The 14,681-nt window shown below is 54.5% G+C and carries 28 protein-coding genes; all 28 read right to left on the bottom strand.

The window, feature by feature from the left end:
- Nucleotides 1–35 precede the first annotated feature (35 nt).
- Nucleotides 36–1,037, bottom strand: coding sequence for a DNA-directed RNA polymerase subunit alpha (locus M2401_RS16880; protein ID WP_259104539.1), 1,002 nt, complete (start codon nt 1,035–1,037; stop codon nt 36–38).
- Nucleotides 1,038–1,059: 22 nt separating this feature from the next.
- Nucleotides 1,060–1,680, bottom strand: a complete 621-nt coding sequence (rpsD, locus tag M2401_RS16875; protein ID WP_259104538.1) for a 30S ribosomal protein S4 — start codon at nt 1,678–1,680, stop codon at nt 1,060–1,062.
- Nucleotides 1,681–1,698: 18 nt separating this feature from the next.
- A complete protein-coding gene (gene rpsK, locus M2401_RS16870; RefSeq protein WP_002555466.1) occupies nt 1,699–2,088 on the bottom strand; it encodes a 30S ribosomal protein S11 in 390 nt (129 codons plus the stop codon).
- A gap of 30 nt (nt 2,089–2,118) precedes the next feature.
- Nucleotides 2,119–2,475: a 30S ribosomal protein S13 gene (gene rpsM, locus M2401_RS16865; protein ID WP_259104533.1), complete on the bottom strand. Its 357-nt coding sequence runs from the start codon at nt 2,473–2,475 to the stop codon at nt 2,119–2,121.
- Between the two features lie 130 nt (nt 2,476–2,605).
- Nucleotides 2,606–2,722: a 50S ribosomal protein L36 gene (gene rpmJ, locus M2401_RS16860; protein WP_002555468.1), complete on the bottom strand. Its 117-nt coding sequence runs from the start codon at nt 2,720–2,722 to the stop codon at nt 2,606–2,608.
- A 28-nt stretch (nt 2,723–2,750) separates the two neighbouring features.
- Entirely contained in the window at nt 2,751–4,079 is a 1,329-nt protein-coding gene (gene secY, locus M2401_RS16855; RefSeq protein WP_259104528.1) for a preprotein translocase subunit SecY, read from the bottom strand.
- The gene (gene rplO, locus M2401_RS16850; RefSeq protein ID WP_259104527.1) at nt 4,080–4,514 is read right to left on the bottom strand and encodes a 50S ribosomal protein L15; all 435 of its coding nucleotides are present in this window, start codon (nt 4,512–4,514) and stop codon (nt 4,080–4,082) included.
- A gap of 3 nt (nt 4,515–4,517) precedes the next feature.
- Entirely contained in the window at nt 4,518–4,694 is a 177-nt protein-coding gene (gene rpmD / locus M2401_RS16845; protein ID WP_003186033.1) for a 50S ribosomal protein L30, read from the bottom strand.
- Between the two features lie 2 nt (nt 4,695–4,696).
- A complete protein-coding gene (gene rpsE / locus M2401_RS16840) occupies nt 4,697–5,197 on the bottom strand; it encodes a 30S ribosomal protein S5 (RefSeq protein ID WP_259104522.1) in 501 nt (166 codons plus the stop codon).
- Nucleotides 5,198–5,200: 3 nt separating this feature from the next.
- Entirely contained in the window at nt 5,201–5,551 is a 351-nt protein-coding gene (gene rplR / locus M2401_RS16835) for a 50S ribosomal protein L18 (protein WP_259104520.1), read from the bottom strand.
- 10 nt (nt 5,552–5,561) lie between these two features.
- The gene (rplF, locus tag M2401_RS16830) at nt 5,562–6,095 is read right to left on the bottom strand and encodes a 50S ribosomal protein L6 (protein WP_259104518.1); all 534 of its coding nucleotides are present in this window, start codon (nt 6,093–6,095) and stop codon (nt 5,562–5,564) included.
- A 12-nt stretch (nt 6,096–6,107) separates the two neighbouring features.
- A complete protein-coding gene (gene rpsH / locus M2401_RS16825; protein WP_259104517.1) occupies nt 6,108–6,500 on the bottom strand; it encodes a 30S ribosomal protein S8 in 393 nt (130 codons plus the stop codon).
- A 214-nt stretch (nt 6,501–6,714) separates the two neighbouring features.
- On the bottom strand, nt 6,715–7,020 hold the full coding sequence (gene rpsN / locus M2401_RS16820) for a 30S ribosomal protein S14 (protein WP_027898304.1): 306 nt from the start codon (nt 7,018–7,020) through the stop codon (nt 6,715–6,717).
- A gap of 13 nt (nt 7,021–7,033) precedes the next feature.
- Entirely contained in the window at nt 7,034–7,573 is a 540-nt protein-coding gene (rplE, locus tag M2401_RS16815; RefSeq protein ID WP_004883677.1) for a 50S ribosomal protein L5, read from the bottom strand.
- Nucleotides 7,574–7,595: 22 nt separating this feature from the next.
- A complete protein-coding gene (rplX, locus tag M2401_RS16810; RefSeq protein ID WP_008081905.1) occupies nt 7,596–7,910 on the bottom strand; it encodes a 50S ribosomal protein L24 in 315 nt (104 codons plus the stop codon).
- A gap of 11 nt (nt 7,911–7,921) precedes the next feature.
- On the bottom strand, nt 7,922–8,290 hold the full coding sequence (rplN, locus tag M2401_RS16805) for a 50S ribosomal protein L14 (RefSeq protein WP_002555479.1): 369 nt from the start codon (nt 8,288–8,290) through the stop codon (nt 7,922–7,924).
- 23 nt (nt 8,291–8,313) lie between these two features.
- On the bottom strand, nt 8,314–8,580 hold the full coding sequence (rpsQ, locus tag M2401_RS16800; RefSeq protein ID WP_003444370.1) for a 30S ribosomal protein S17: 267 nt from the start codon (nt 8,578–8,580) through the stop codon (nt 8,314–8,316).
- Nucleotides 8,581–8,582: 2 nt separating this feature from the next.
- Nucleotides 8,583–8,774 carry a 50S ribosomal protein L29 gene (rpmC, locus tag M2401_RS16795; protein WP_002555481.1) on the bottom strand — a complete coding sequence of 64 codons (192 nt, stop codon included), beginning with the start codon at nt 8,772–8,774 and terminating at the stop codon, nt 8,583–8,585.
- The gene (rplP, locus tag M2401_RS16790) at nt 8,774–9,187 is read right to left on the bottom strand and encodes a 50S ribosomal protein L16 (protein ID WP_025215754.1); all 414 of its coding nucleotides are present in this window, start codon (nt 9,185–9,187) and stop codon (nt 8,774–8,776) included. The genes rpmC and rplP overlap by 1 nt, the downstream gene beginning before the upstream one ends.
- 12 nt (nt 9,188–9,199) lie before the next feature.
- The gene (gene rpsC, locus M2401_RS16785) at nt 9,200–9,886 is read right to left on the bottom strand and encodes a 30S ribosomal protein S3 (RefSeq protein ID WP_003176422.1); all 687 of its coding nucleotides are present in this window, start codon (nt 9,884–9,886) and stop codon (nt 9,200–9,202) included.
- A 13-nt stretch (nt 9,887–9,899) separates the two neighbouring features.
- Nucleotides 9,900–10,232, bottom strand: a complete 333-nt coding sequence (gene rplV / locus M2401_RS16780; RefSeq protein WP_002555485.1) for a 50S ribosomal protein L22 — start codon at nt 10,230–10,232, stop codon at nt 9,900–9,902.
- 11 nt (nt 10,233–10,243) lie between these two features.
- Entirely contained in the window at nt 10,244–10,519 is a 276-nt protein-coding gene (gene rpsS, locus M2401_RS16775) for a 30S ribosomal protein S19 (RefSeq protein WP_002555486.1), read from the bottom strand.
- A 16-nt stretch (nt 10,520–10,535) separates the two neighbouring features.
- A complete protein-coding gene (rplB, locus tag M2401_RS16770; protein ID WP_259104511.1) occupies nt 10,536–11,360 on the bottom strand; it encodes a 50S ribosomal protein L2 in 825 nt (274 codons plus the stop codon).
- Between the two features lie 14 nt (nt 11,361–11,374).
- Complete coding sequence (gene rplW, locus M2401_RS16765; RefSeq protein ID WP_002555488.1) at nt 11,375–11,674, bottom strand: 50S ribosomal protein L23; 300 nt, start codon at nt 11,672–11,674, stop codon at nt 11,375–11,377.
- Nucleotides 11,671–12,273, bottom strand: a complete 603-nt coding sequence (gene rplD, locus M2401_RS16760; protein ID WP_259104508.1) for a 50S ribosomal protein L4 — start codon at nt 12,271–12,273, stop codon at nt 11,671–11,673. Before rplD ends, rplW begins: the two co-directional genes overlap by 4 nt.
- Nucleotides 12,274–12,285: 12 nt before the next feature.
- A complete protein-coding gene (gene rplC / locus M2401_RS16755; protein WP_259104507.1) occupies nt 12,286–12,921 on the bottom strand; it encodes a 50S ribosomal protein L3 in 636 nt (211 codons plus the stop codon).
- A gap of 81 nt (nt 12,922–13,002) precedes the next feature.
- Complete coding sequence (gene rpsJ, locus M2401_RS16750; RefSeq protein ID WP_003186070.1) at nt 13,003–13,314, bottom strand: 30S ribosomal protein S10; 312 nt, start codon at nt 13,312–13,314, stop codon at nt 13,003–13,005.
- Nucleotides 13,315–13,455: 141 nt separating this feature from the next.
- Nucleotides 13,456–14,649, bottom strand: a complete 1,194-nt coding sequence (tuf, locus tag M2401_RS16745) for an elongation factor Tu (RefSeq protein WP_259104506.1) — start codon at nt 14,647–14,649, stop codon at nt 13,456–13,458.
- Nucleotides 14,650–14,681 lie beyond the last annotated feature (32 nt).

The raw sequence follows: 14,681 nt of genomic DNA, 5'->3' as shown, positions 1-14,681 counted from the left end.
TCCTTACCAAACACTACGTTCGGTGATTACGACGATCAGGCCGTAGCCTTGTCGTCCTTCTTAAGACTTGCCGGCGGCCAGTTGTCGAGGCGCATGCCGAGGGACAGACCACGGGAGGCCAGGACATCCTTGATCTCAGTCAAGGATTTCTTGCCCAGGTTCGGAGTCTTCAACAGTTCTACTTCGGTGCGCTGAATCAGGTCGCCGATGTAGTAAATGTTCTCCGCCTTGAGGCAGTTGGCCGAACGTACGGTCAGTTCCAAATCGTCAACCGGACGAAGCAGGATCGGATCGATCTCGTCTTCCTGTTCGATTACAACGGGCTCGCTGTCACCTTTGAGGTCGACGAATGCAGCCAACTGCTGTTGCAGGATGGTTGCAGCACGACGGATAGCCTCTTCAGGATCCAGAGTACCGTTGGTTTCCAGATCAATAACCAGTTTGTCCAGGTTGGTACGCTGTTCGACACGGGCGTTTTCCACCACGTATGCGATACGGCGAACCGGGCTGAACGAAGCATCCAGCTGCAAGCGACCAATGCTGCGGCTTTCGTCTTCATCGCTTTGACGCGAGTCTGCTGGTTCATAACCACGACCACGAGCTACGGTGAGCTTCATGTTCAGGGCGCCGTTAGACGCCAGGTTAGCGATTACGTGATCGGGGTTAACGATCTCGACATCATGATCCAGCTGAATATCGGCAGCGGTAACCACCCCCGAACCCTTCTTAGACAAGGTCAGCGTAACTTCGTCTCGACCGTGCAGCTTGATAGCCAGACCTTTAAGGTTCAACAGGATTTCAATGACATCTTCCTGTACACCTTCGATGGCGCTGTACTCGTGGAGTACACCGTCAATCTCGGCCTCGACTACTGCACAGCCGGGCATGGAGGACAACAGGATGCGGCGCAGCGCGTTGCCCAGGGTATGGCCGAAACCACGCTCGAGAGGCTCGAGAGTGATCTTGGCGCGGGTTGGACTGACAACCTGCACATCAATGTGGCGGGGTGTCAGGAACTCATTTACCGAAATCTGCATGGATGCACCTATTTTCTAGCCCTTACTTGGAGTAGAGCTCGACAATCAGGCTTTCGTTGATGTCGGCGGACAGATCACTGCGAGCTGGAACGCTTTTGAAGACGCCAGATTTCTTTTCAGTGTCTACTTCTACCCATTCTACGCGGCCACGTTGGGCACACAGATCGAGAGCTTGGACAATGCGCAGTTGGTTCTTAGCCTTCTCGCGGATAGCTACCACGTCACCAGCACGAACCTGGTACGAAGGAATGTTAACGGTTTTGCCGTTAACGCTGACCGACTTGTGCGAAACCAATTGACGGGATTCTGCACGAGTAGAGCCGAAGCCCATACGATAGACGACGTTGTCCAGACGGCATTCCAGAAGTTGCAGCAGGTTCTCACCTGTTGCGCCTTTCTTGCCGGCAGCTTCTTTGTAGTAGCCGCTGAACTGACGTTCAAGGACGCCGTAGATACGACGAACTTTTTGTTTTTCACGCAGCTGAGTACCGTAATCGGACTGGCGACCGCGGCGTTGGCCGTGGATACCTGGAGCTGCTTCGATGTTGCACTTGGATTCAAGTGCGCGGACGCCGCTCTTCAGGAAGAGATCAGTGCCTTCGCGACGAGCCAATTTGCATTTTGGACCAATGTAACGAGCCATTTCTTACAGTCTCCTGGATTACACGCGGCGCTTCTTCGGCGGACGGCACCCGTTGTGCGGGATTGGCGTCACGTCGGTGATGCTGGCGATCTTATAGCCACAGCCGTTCAAAGCACGGACAGCAGACTCACGACCTGGACCTGGACCCTTGACGTTAACGTCGAGGTTCTTCAGGCCGTACTCCAGCGCAGCTTGGCCAGCACGTTCAGCGGCTACTTGAGCAGCGAACGGGGTGGATTTGCGCGAACCACGGAAACCCGAGCCGCCGGAGGTAGCCCAAGAAAGCGCGTTACCTTGACGATCGGTGATGGTGACGATTGTGTTGTTAAAAGAAGCGTGGATGTGGGCGATGCCATCAACCACCGTCTTTTTAACTTTTTTACGAGGACGAGCAGCAGGTTTTGCCATGACTAAATTCCTGTCGTTGCGCTGGTGCGATTACTTGCGGATCGGCTTACGCGGACCTTTGCGAGTACGCGCGTTGGTCTTGGTACGCTGACCGCGTACTGGCAGACCACGACGATGACGCAGACCGCGGTAGCAGCCCAGGTCCATCAAGCGCTTGATTTTCATGTTGATTTCGCGACGCAGGTCACCTTCAGTGGTGAACTTCGCCACTTCGCCACGCAGCTGTTCAATCTGCTCGTCGCTCAGATCTTTGATCTTTGCCGCCGGGTTAACCCCGGTGTCTGCACAGATTTTGTGTGCAGTTGTGCGACCAACACCATAAATGTAGGTCAGCGAGATAACAGTATGCTTGTTATCTGGAATGTTAACGCCTGCAATACGGGCCATTCAGTGGGACTCCAATTGACAGCTACCTACGCCCCGGAAGCCAAGAAATAGGGCGCGAGATAATATCGCTGTAGTAACAAATAATCAACCCAGCAGCGCACTAGCTGCTGGGCTTAAGCACAGCTCACAATCAGCCTTGGCGCTGTTTGTGACGTGGTTCCGCGCTGCAAATTACTCGAACAACACCTTCGCGGCGAATAATTTTGCAGTTGCGGCACAGTTTTTTAACCGATGCACGAACTTTCATCACCAACTCCTCGAACCTTATGGGTGCTTCAGCGCAGCATGCCGCTGCCGTAGCCCTTCAGGTTGGCTTTCTTCATCAGGGATTCGTACTGGTGCGAAACGAGGTGCGATTGTACTTGGGACATGAAGTCCATCACAACCACGACCACGATCAGCAACGAGGTCCCGCCAAGGTAGAACGGAACGTTTGCTGCAACCACAAGGAACTGAGGCAACAGGCACACGGCCGTCATATAAAGAGCACCGAACAGGGTCAAACGAGTCAGAACGCCATCAATGTAGCGCGCCGACTGCTCGCCTGGACGAATACCCGGAATAAAGGCACCGGACTTCTTCAGGTTTTCCGCTACGTCTTTCGGATTGAACATCAACGCCGTATAGAAGAAGCAGAAGAAAATAATCCCTGCACTAAACAGCAGAATATTCAACGGCTGACCAGGAGCGATCGACTGCGAGATGTCCTGCAACCAGCCCATACCTTCAGACTGACCAAACCAGGAACCCAGCGAAGCCGGGAACAGCAAGATGCTGCTTGCGAAAATAGCCGGGATTACCCCAGCCATGTTCACTTTCAGCGGCAAGTGGCTGGTCTGCGCAGCGAAGACCTTGCGGCCCTGCTGACGCTTGGCATAGTGAACGGCTATTCGCCGCTGACCACGCTCAATGAACACCACGAAACCGATGATCGCTACTGCCAGCAAACCGATGGCAACCAACGCGAAAATGTTGATATCGCCCTGACGTGCAGACTCGAAAGACTGCCCAATTGCCCTCGGAAGACCGGCGACGATACCCGAAAAAATCAACATCGAGATACCGTTACCGACACCGCGCTCGGTAATCTGCTCGCCCAGCCACATCATGAACAGTGCGCCCGCCACGAAGGTGGTGACTGCTACAAAGTGGAAACTGAGACCACCAGAAAACGCGACACCCTGACCGGCCAGGCCAACGGACATGCCGGTGGCTTGAACCAGTGCCAGGGCAACGGTGCCATAGCGGGTGTACTGGCTGATCTTGCGACGGCCAGCCTCACCTTCCTTCTTCAACTGCTCCAGCTGCGGGCTGATAGCGGTCATCAACTGCATGATGATCGATGCCGAAATGTACGGCATGATCCCCAGTGCAAAGATCGACATCCGCTCCAGCGCGCCGCCGGAAAACATGTTGAACAAGCTAAGAATGGTCCCCTCATTCTGTCGAAACAGGTCCGCCAGCCGGTCCGGGTTTATGCCTGGAACTGGGATATGCGCGCCGATCCGGTAGACGATAATCGCCAGGAACAGAAAACGCAGTCGAGCCCAGAGCTCGGACAACCCGCCTTTGCTGAGCGCTGAGAGAGCACCTTGCTTAGCCATTTATTCCTCGAACTTGCCGCCAGCTGCTTCGATAGCCGCACGCGCACCTTTGGTGGCGCCGATACCTTTGATAGTGACAGCGCGAGTAACTTCACCGGACAGCATGATTTTCACACGCTGTACGCTTTGGTTGATCACGTTGGCATCTTTCAGGGACTGCACAGTAACGATGTCGCCTTCCACTTTAGACAGCTCGGACAAACGCACTTCTGCGCGATCCATGGCCTTCAGGGAAACGAAACCGAACTTAGGCAGACGGCGATGCAGCGGCTGTTGACCGCCTTCAAAGCCTGGAGCAATGGTGCCACCGGAGCGGGAGGTCTGACCTTTGTGGCCACGGCCACCAGTCTTACCCAAACCGCTACCGATACCACGGCCCGGACGATGCTTTTCGCGACGGGAACCCGGCGCTGGACTCAGATCATTGAGTTTCATCGATTAACCCTCGACACGCAGCATGTAGTAAGCCTTGTTGATCATCCCGCGATTCTCGGGAGTATCCAGGACTTCTACAGTGTGACCGATGCGACGCAGACCAAGACCCTTAACGCACAGTTTGTGGTTAGGGATACGGCCGGTCATGCTTTTGATCAGCGTTACTTTAACGGTAGCCATGATCAGACGATCTCCTCAACACGCTTGCCACGCTTGGCAGCAATGGATTCAGGAGACTGCATGCCTTTCAAACCCTTGAAAGTGGCGTAAACCACGTTCACTGGGTTAGTCGAGCCATAGCACTTAGCCAGAACGTTCTGAACGCCAGCAACTTCGAGGACAGCACGCATAGCGCCGCCAGCGATGATACCGGTACCTTCAGAAGCAGGCTGCATGTACACCTTCGAAGCGCCATGGGCGGACTTCATTGCGTACTGCAGGGTAGTGCCGTTCAGATCAACCTGGATCATGTTGCGACGAGCAGCTTCCATCGCTTTCTGGATAGCAGCTGGCACTTCGCGGGACTTGCCGCGGCCGAAACCTACACGACCCTTACCATCACCCACCACGGTCAACGCGGTGAAAGTGAAGATACGGCCGCCTTTAACGGTTTTGGCTACGCGGTTAACTTGAACCAGCTTCTCGATGTAGCCTTCGTCGCGCTTTTGGTCGTTATTTGACATAACTTAGAACTCCAGCCCAGCTTCACGAGCAGCATCAGCCAGCGCCTTGACGCGACCGTGATACTTGAAGCCAGAGCGGTCGAAAGCCACTTGCGAGACGCCCACGGCTTTCGCACGTGTAGCGACCAGCTGGCCAACCTTAGTGGCCGCGTCGATGTTGCCAGTGGCACCATCACGCAGTTCTTTGTCCAAAGTCGAGGCGCTCGCCAGGACTTTGCTGCCGTCGGCCGAAATGACCTGGGCATAAATGTGCTGCGAAGAGCGGTACACGCAGAGACGCACGACTTCGAGTTCGTGCATTTTCAGGCGTGCTTTGCGAGCGCGACGCAGTCGGGTAACTTTTTTGACGGTCATTTGCTATGCCCTACTTCTTCTTGGCTTCTTTACGGCGGACGACTTCGTCTGCGTAACGCACACCTTTGCCTTTGTACGGCTCAGGACGGCGGAAGTCGCGGATCTCAGCGGCCACTTGACCAACCAACTGCTTGTCGATACCCCGGATGAAGATATCGGTCTGGTTGGGAGTCTCAGCGGTGATGCCTTCCGGCAATTCGTAATCCACTGGGTGCGAGAAGCCAAGAGCCAGGTTCAGCACTGTGCCTTTTGCTTGCGCTTTGTAACCAACACCGACCAGCTGGAGCTTGCGCTCGAAGCCTTGGCTTACGCCCTGGACCATGTTGTTAACCAGTGCACGAGTGGTGCCGGCCATTGCGCGAGTTTGTTGATCGCCATTGCGAGCAGCGAAACGCAGCTCACCGGCTTCTTCAACGATCTCAACGGACGAATGGATGTTCAGTTCCAGAGTACCCTTGGTACCCTTCACCGAAAGCTGCTGGCCGACGAGTTTGACTTCGACGCCGGATGGCAACTTAACGGGGTTCTTAGCTACGCGTGACATGCTTATCCCCCCTTAGAACACTGTGCAAAGCACTTCGCCGCCGACACCGGCAGCGCGCGCAGCACGATCCGTCATCACACCTTTGTTGGTGGAGACGATAGACACACCGAGGCCGCCACGAACTTTTGGCAACTCATCGACGGACTTGTACTGACGCAAGCCTGGACGACTGACGCGCTTCACTTCTTCGATGACCGGACGGCCTTCGAAGTACTTCAGCTCGATGGACAACGAAGGCTTTGCTTCGCTGCTGATCTGATAACCCGCAATGTAACCTTCGTCTTTCAGGACTTTGGCTACAGCTACCTTCAACGTGGAAGATGGCATGCTTACGACGGGCTTTTCAGCCATCTGGGCATTACGGATACGAGTTAGCATGTCCGCTAACGGGTCCTGCATACTCATGGGCTAGACGCTCCTAATACAAAATAATTAGCCTTGCGGCTACAGCTTATCGCCGAGAAATTCCGGGCAAATGAAAAACACGGGCTCAGGCGAGCCGGCAATTCTAGACCTACCCCAGAAATGAATCAAGCCCCATGAGGGGCTTGATTCAGATTCAGGCTCGAATCCGACCAACCGTCGAGACGGCCGGCCGAAATCTAGCGAGAAACGCGCATTACCAGCTGGCTTTAACCAAACCTGGTACATCACCACGCATTGCAGCTTCACGCAGCTTGTTACGGCCGAGGCCGAACTTGCGGTAAACGCCGTGCGGACGACCAGTGATGCGGCAGCGGTTACGCATGCGCGAAGCGCTTGCGTCACGTGGCTGCTTCTGCAGAGCTACTGTAGCTTCCCAACGTGCTTCTGGACTTGCGTTCAGATCAACGATGATTGCTTTGAGCGCTGCACGCTTAGTGGCGTACTTGGCAACGGTGAGCTGACGCTTCAGCTCACGGTTCTTCATGCTCTTCTTGGCCATTTTCCTACTCCAATCAGTTGCGGAACGGGAATTTGAAAGCACGCAGCAGAGCGCGGCCTTCATCATCGTTCTTGGCAGTGGTGGTCAGGGTAATGTCCAGACCGCGGAGAGCATCGATCTTGTCGTAGTCGATTTCCGGGAAGATGATCTGCTCTTTAACGCCCATGCTGTAGTTACCACGACCATCGAAGGACTTGGCATTCAGGCCGCGGAAGTCGCGAACCCGAGGCAGGGAGATCGACAGCAGACGATCCAGGAATTCGTACATACGATCGCGGCGCAGAGTCACTTTGACGCCGATCGGCCAACCTTCACGGACTTTAAAGCCAGCGATGGATTTCCGAGCGTAAGTCACAACGACTTTTTGACCGGTGATCTTTTCCAGGTCAGCAACAGCGTGCTCGATGACTTTTTTGTCGCCGATCGCTTCGCCCAGACCCATGTTCAGGGTGATTTTAGTAACGCGCGGAACTTCCATCACGTTCGCCAGCTTAAGTTCTTCCTTAAGCTTCGGAGCGATTTCCTTCCGGTAAATCTCTTTCAGTCGTGCCATGGTCTCATCTACCTAGCAGTGTTCAAGCATCAACCGCTTTTTGGGTCGACTTGAAGACACGAATTTTTTTGCCGTCTTCTACTTTGAAACCAACGCGGTCAGCCTTGTTGGTTTCGCCGTTGAAAATGGCGACGTTAGAAGCGTCCAGTGGAGCTTCTTTTTCGACGATACCGCCCTGCACGCCCGACATAGGGTTTGGCTTGGTATGACGCTTAACCAGGTTCAGACCGCTAATAACCAGACGGTTGTTAGCGAGAACCTTGAGCACCTTACCGCGCTTACCTTTGTCTTTGCCGGCGATCACGATGATCTCGTCGTCACGACGAATCTTTTGCATGTCGGATCTCCTTACAGCACTTCTGGGGCGAGCGAGACGATCTTCATGAACTTCTCAGTACGAAGTTCACGGGTCACTGGCCCAAAGATACGGGTGCCGATCGGCTCTTGCTTGTTGTTCAGAAGAACAGCAGCGTTGCCATCAAAGCGGATGATGGAGCCGTCAGCACGACGGACGCCATGGCGAGTGCGGACTACAACAGCAGTCATCACTTGGCCTTTTTTCACCTTACCGCGAGGAATTGCTTCCTTGACGGTAACTTTGATGATGTCACCGATACCAGCGTAACGACGATGGGAGCCACCCAGCACCTTGATGCACATAACGCGGCGAGCGCCGCTGTTATCGGCCACATCGAGCATGGATTGAGTCTGAATCATATAATTTCTCCGACCCCTAGTCCTTAGACTTCCACGGCACGTTCGAGGATATCAACCAGTGCCCAAGACTTGGTCTTGGCCAGCGGACGGGTTTCACGGATCGTGACCTTGTCGCCGATGTGGCACTGATTGGTTTCGTCGTGCGCGTGCAGCTTCGTCGAACGCTTAACGTATTTACCGTAGATTGGGTGCTTAACGCGACGCTCAATCAGAACGGTGATGGTCTTGTCCATCTTGTCGCTGACAACACGGCCAGTCAGCGTACGGACGGTTTTTTCGGCTTCAGCCATGATTACTTACCTGCCTGCTGGTTGAGCACAGTCTTCACGCGAGCGATGTCACGCTTAACTTGCGAGAGCAGGTGAGACTGCCCCAACTGGCCAGTTGCTTTCTGCATACGCAGATTGAACTGGTCGCGCAGCAAGCCGAGCAGTTGCTCGTTCAGCTGCTGTGCTGATTTTTCACGAAGTTCATTCGCTTTCATCACATCACCGTCCGTTTAACAAAAGCGGTGGCGAGTGGCAGCTTTGCAGCAGCCAGGGCGAAAGCCTCACGCGCCAACTCTTCAGTAACACCCTCGATTTCATACAGGACTTTACCTGGCTGAATCTGGGCAACCCAATATTCCACGTTACCCTTACCTTTACCCATACGAACCTCGAGAGGTTTTTTGGAGATCGGCTTGTCCGGGAATACACGGATCCAGATCTTGCCGCCACGTTTTACGTGACGGGTCAGAGCACGACGCGCTGACTCGATCTGACGAGCGGTGAGACGACCACGAGCAACAGACTTCAGAGCGAATTCGCCGAAGCTGACTTTGCTACCGCGCAGTGCCAGGCCACGGTTGTGACCGGTCATTTGCTTGCGGAACTTCGTACGCTTAGGTTGCAACATTTGGCGTACCCCTTACTTAGCAGCTTTTTTACGAGGCGCTGGTGCTTGTGGTTTCAGTTCTTCTTGGCGACCACCAATTACTTCGCCTTTGAAGATCCAAACCTTTACACCGATCACACCATAAGTGGTGTGAGCTTCGTAGTTGGCATAGTCGATGTCGGCACGCAGGGTGTGCAATGGCACACGACCTTCGCGATACCATTCAGTACGTGCGATTTCAGCACCGCCGAGACGACCGCTCACTTGGATTTTGATGCCTTTGGCACCAATGCGCATGGCGTTCTGTACAGCGCGCTTCATGGCGCGACGGAACATTACACGACGCTCCAGCTGCTGAGCTACGCTCTGCGCAACCAGCATACCGTCGAGTTCCGGCTTGCGGATCTCTTCGATATTGATGTGCACAGGCACACCCATTTGCTTGGTCAGGTCCTGACGCAGTTTCTCAACATCTTCACCTTTCTTCCCGATAACGATACCTGGGCGAGCGGTGTGGATGGTGATACGTGCTGTCTGAGCCGGACGATGGATATCGATACGGCTGACGGACGCGCTTTTTAGTTTGTCTTGGAGATACTCACGCACCTTCAGATCAGCGAACAAATAGTCCGCATAAGTCCGACCGTCTGCGTACCAGACGGAGGTGTGCTCCTTGACGATTCCCAGGCGAATGCCAATGGGATGTACTTTCTGACCCATCTCTTCGACTCCGTTACTTGTCAGCAACCTTGACAGTGATATGGCAAGACCGCTTGACGATGCGATCAGCACGGCCTTTGGCACGTGGCATGATGCGCTTCAGCGAACGCCCTTCGTTGACGAAAACGGTGCTGACCTTGAGGTCATCAACGTCTGCGCCTTCGTTATGCTCGGCGTTGGCTACGGCCGACTCCAGCACTTTTTTCAGGATCTCGGCGGCTTTCTTACTGCTGAAAGCCAACAGGTTGAGCGCTTCGCCCACCTTCTTCCCGCGGATCTGGTCGGCGACCAAGCGGGCTTTCTGGGCGGAGATTCGAGCGCCCGACAACTTAGCGGCTACTTCCATTTCCTAACCCCTTAACGCTTGGCTTTCTTGTCAGCCACGTGCCCACGATATGTGCGGGTACCGGCAAACTCGCCCAGTTTGTGGCCGACCATGTCTTCGTTCACGAGAACGGGGACGTGTTGACGACCGTTGTGTACTGCGATGGTCAGACCGACCATTTGTGGCAGGATCATCGAACGACGCGACCAGGTTTTCACCGGTTTGCGATCGTTCTTTTCCGCCGCCACTTCGATCTTCTTCAGTAGGTGAAGATCGATAAAAGGACCTTTTTTCAGAGAACGTGGCACTGTCGTATCCCTCTATTTACTTGCGACGACGGACGATCATTTTGTCGGTACGCTTATTACCACGAGTCTTCGCGCCCTTAGTCGGGAAGCCCCACGGCGATACCGGATGACGACCACCAGAGGTACGACCTTCACCACCACCATGTGGGTGGTCAACCGGGTTCATGGCAACACCACGAACGGTTGGGCGAACGCCACGCCAGCGTTTGGCACCAGCTTTACCCAGCGAACGCAGGCTGTGCTCGGAGTTCGAGACTTCGCCCAGCGTTGCACGGCATTCAGCCAGAACTTTACGCATTTCACCGGAGCGAAGACGCAGGGTAACGTAGACACCTTCACGAGCGATCAGCTGAGCCGAAGCACCAGCGGAACGAGCGATCTGTGCACCTTTACCTGGCTTCAGTTCGATGCCGTGAATGGTAGAACCCACTGGGATGTTGCGCAGTTGCAGAGCGTTGCCTGGCTTGATTGGAGCCAGAGCGCCTGCGATCAGCTGGTCGCCAGCACTCACGCCTTTAGGCGCGATGATGTAACGACGCTCGCCGTCTGCGTACAGCAGCAGTGCGATGTGAGCAGTACGGTTTGGATCGTATTCGATACGCTCGACGGTGGCAGCGATGCCATCCTTGTCGTTGCGACGGAAGTCGACCAGACGATAATGCTGCTTATGACCACCACCGATATGACGGGTAGTAATACGGCCATTGTTGTTACGACCACCAGACTTCGATTTCTTCTCGAGCAGCGGTGCGTGAGGAGCGCCTTTATGCAGCTCCTGGTTGACCACCTTGACCACAAAACGGCGGCCAGGGGAAGTCGGTTTGCATTTAACGATTGCCATGATGCACCCCTTCCTTACTCAGCACTGCTGCTGAAATCGAGATCTTGGCCTGGCTGAAGGGAGATAACTGCCTTCTTCCAGTCATTACGCTTGCCCAGACCGCGAGCAGTGCGCTTGCTCTTACCCAGAACATTCAGGGTAGTAACACGCTCAACTTTCACGCTGAACAGGCTTTCGACGGCCTTCTTGATTTCCAGCTTGGTTGCGTCAGTTGCAACCTTGAAAACGAACTGGCCTTTCTTGTCTGCCAGAACCGTAGCCTTCTCGGAAACGTGCGGGCCAAGCAGAACTTTAAATACGCGTTCCTGGTTCATCCCAGCAGCTCCTCGAATTTCTTCACGGCCGACACAGTGATCAACACTTTGTCGTATGCGATCAGACTAACTGGATCGGAACCTTGAACGTCACGTACATCTACGTGCGGCAGGTTACGAGCAGCCAGGTACAGATTCTGGTCAACGGAGTCGGACACGATCAGAACGTCGGTCAGGCTCATGTTGTTCAACTTGCCCAGCAGGTCTTTGGTTTTCGGCGATTCAACGGCGAAATCCTGAACCACGACCAGACGATCAGTACGAACCAGTTCAGCAAGGATGGAGCGCAGAGCTGCGCGATACATCTTCTTGTTGAGCTTCTGAGAGTGGTCCTGTGGACGAGCTGCGAAAGTGGTACCGCCGCCACGCCAGATTGGGCTACGGATAGTACCGGCACGAGCACGGCCAGTACCCTTCTGACGCCATGGGCGCTTACCGCCACCGGAAACGTCGGAACGGGTCTTTTGCTGCTTGCTACCCTGACGACCGCCAGCCATGTAGGCCACGACTGCCTGGTGAACCAGCGTCTCGTTGAATTCGCCGCCAAATGTCAGTTCGGAAACTTCGATTGCTTGAGCGTCATTTACATTTAATTGCATGTCAGCTTCCCCTTAACCGCGAGCCTTGGCTGCTGGACGTACAACCAGATTGCCGCCAGTAGCGCCTGGAACGGCACCCTTGACCAACAACAGATTGCGTTCAGCGTCCACGCGCACTACTTCCAGGGACTGCACGGTCACGCGCTCAGCGCCCATATGACCGGACATTTTTTTGCCCTTGAATACACGACCAGGAGTCTGGCACTGGCCGATAGAGCCTGGGACGCGGTGGGACAGGGAGTTACCGTGGGTATTATCTTGCCCGCGGAAATTCCAGCGCTTGATCGTGCCCTGGAAACCCTTACCTTTGGACTGACCGGTTACATCAACCAGTTGACCAGCGGCGAAGATTTCAGTGCTGATCAGGTCGCCCGCTTGGTAATCGCCTTCTTCAAGGCGGAATTCCATTACGGTGCGACCGGCAGCTACGTTCGCCTTAGCGAAGTGGCCAGCCTGAGCAGCTGTAACACGCGAAGCACGACGCTCACCGACAGTGACTTGCACTGCACGATAGCCATCGGTTTCTTCGGTTTTGAACTGAGTGACGCGATTCGGCTCGATCTCAATGACCGTAACCGGAATGGAGACACCTTCTTCGGTGAAAATACGGGTCATACCGCATTTACGACCGACTACACCAATAGTCATGTTGTAAACCTCATGAGTGTACGGGGCTTTCACCCGCTATGGCCGCCCATTTCAGAGCGTTACACGACTAAGACCCAAGTCTTAGCCGAGGCTGATCTGCACTTCCACGCCGGCCGCAAGATCAAGCTTCATAAGAGCATCAACGGTTTTATCCGTTGGCTGGACGATGTCCAGAACGCGCTTATGAGTGCGGATCTCGTACTGGTCGCGCGCGTCTTTGTTGACGTGCGGAGAAACCAGAACGGTGAACCGCTCTTTACGGGTCGGCAGTGGAATTGGACCACGCACCTGAGCACCAGTACGTTTCGCGGTTTCCACGATTTCCTGGGTGGATTGGTCGATCAGGCGATGGTCAAAAGCCTTCAACCTGATACGGATTTGCTGGTTTTGCATTGGATTCAGACTCCAGATTGCTGTTCCCACCGAGCGCAATACGCCCGTTTAAAGGAGGCGCAATTCTATAGACCGGCTTTAAGGGTGTCAACCCAATAAAAAAGCCCCCGCTAGGCGGGGGCTTCTTTTTTGAATCAACGCTTACGCGATGATTTTGGCTACGACGCCAGCGCCGACGGTACGACCGCCTTCACGGATTGCGAAACGCAGACCATCTTCCATTGCGATTGGCTTGATCAGGGTAACGGAAACTTTAACGTTATCACCTGGCATAACCATTTCTACGCCTTCCGGCAGTTCGCAGCTACCAGTTACGTCGGTAGTACGGAAGTAGAACTGTGGACGGTAGCCTTTGAAGAAAGGAGTGTGACGACCGCCTTCTTCTTTGCTCAGAACGTAGATTTCAGCTTCGAACTGAGTGTGCGGCTTGACGGTGCCTGGCTTGACCAGAACCTGGCCACGCTCAACGTCGTCACGCTTGGTGCCACGCAGCAGAACGCCGCAGTTCTCACCAGCACGGCCTTCGTCCAGCAGCTTGCGGAACATCTCAACGCCAGTGCAAGTAGTTTTGGTAGTGTCACGCAGACCTACGATTTCTACTTCTTCCTGGATCTTGATGATACCGCGCTCAACACGACCGGTAACAACAGTACCGCGACCCGAGATCGAGAACACGTCTTCGATTGGCATCAGGAACGGCTTGTCGATTGCGCGCTCTGGTTGCGGGATGTAGCTGTCCAGAGTCTCAACCAGCTTCTTGACTGCGGTGGTACCCATTTCGTTGTCGTCTTGGCCGTTCAGAGCCATCAGAGCCGAACCGATGATGATCGGGGTATCGTCGCCTGGGAAGTCGTAAGTGCTCAGCAGATCGCGCACTTCCATTTCAACCAGTTCCAGCAGCTCAGCGTCGTCAACCATGTCAGCCTTGTTCAGGAAGACAACGATGTACGGAACGCCAACCTGACGGGACAGCAGGATGTGCTCACGGGTTTGTGGCATCGGACCATCGGCGGCCGAGCAAACCAGGATCGCGCCGTCCATCTGGGCAGCACCGGTGATCATGTTTTTTACGTAGTCGGCGTGACCTGGGCAGTCAACGTGAGCGTAGTGACGCTCGGCCGAATCGTATTCAACGTGAGCGGTGTTGATGGTGATACCGCGAGCTTTTTCTTCTGGTGCGCTGTCGATTTTGTCGAAGTCGACTTTAGCCGAACCGAAAACTTCGGAGCAGACACGAGTCAGAGCAGCGGTCAGAGTGGTTTTACCGTGGTCAACGTGACCGATAGTGCCAACGTTGACGTGCGGTTTGTTACGTTCAAATTTTTCTTTAGCCACGACAGTGAACTCCTAGCCTAAAGTGAGGGCTG

Origin of the sequence: Pseudomonas sp. JUb42 (assembly GCF_024807945.1) — a bacterium.
In the GTDB taxonomy this organism is placed as follows: domain Bacteria; phylum Pseudomonadota; class Gammaproteobacteria; order Pseudomonadales; family Pseudomonadaceae; genus Aquipseudomonas.
This window is presented reverse-complemented; position numbering and strand designations above follow the sequence as displayed.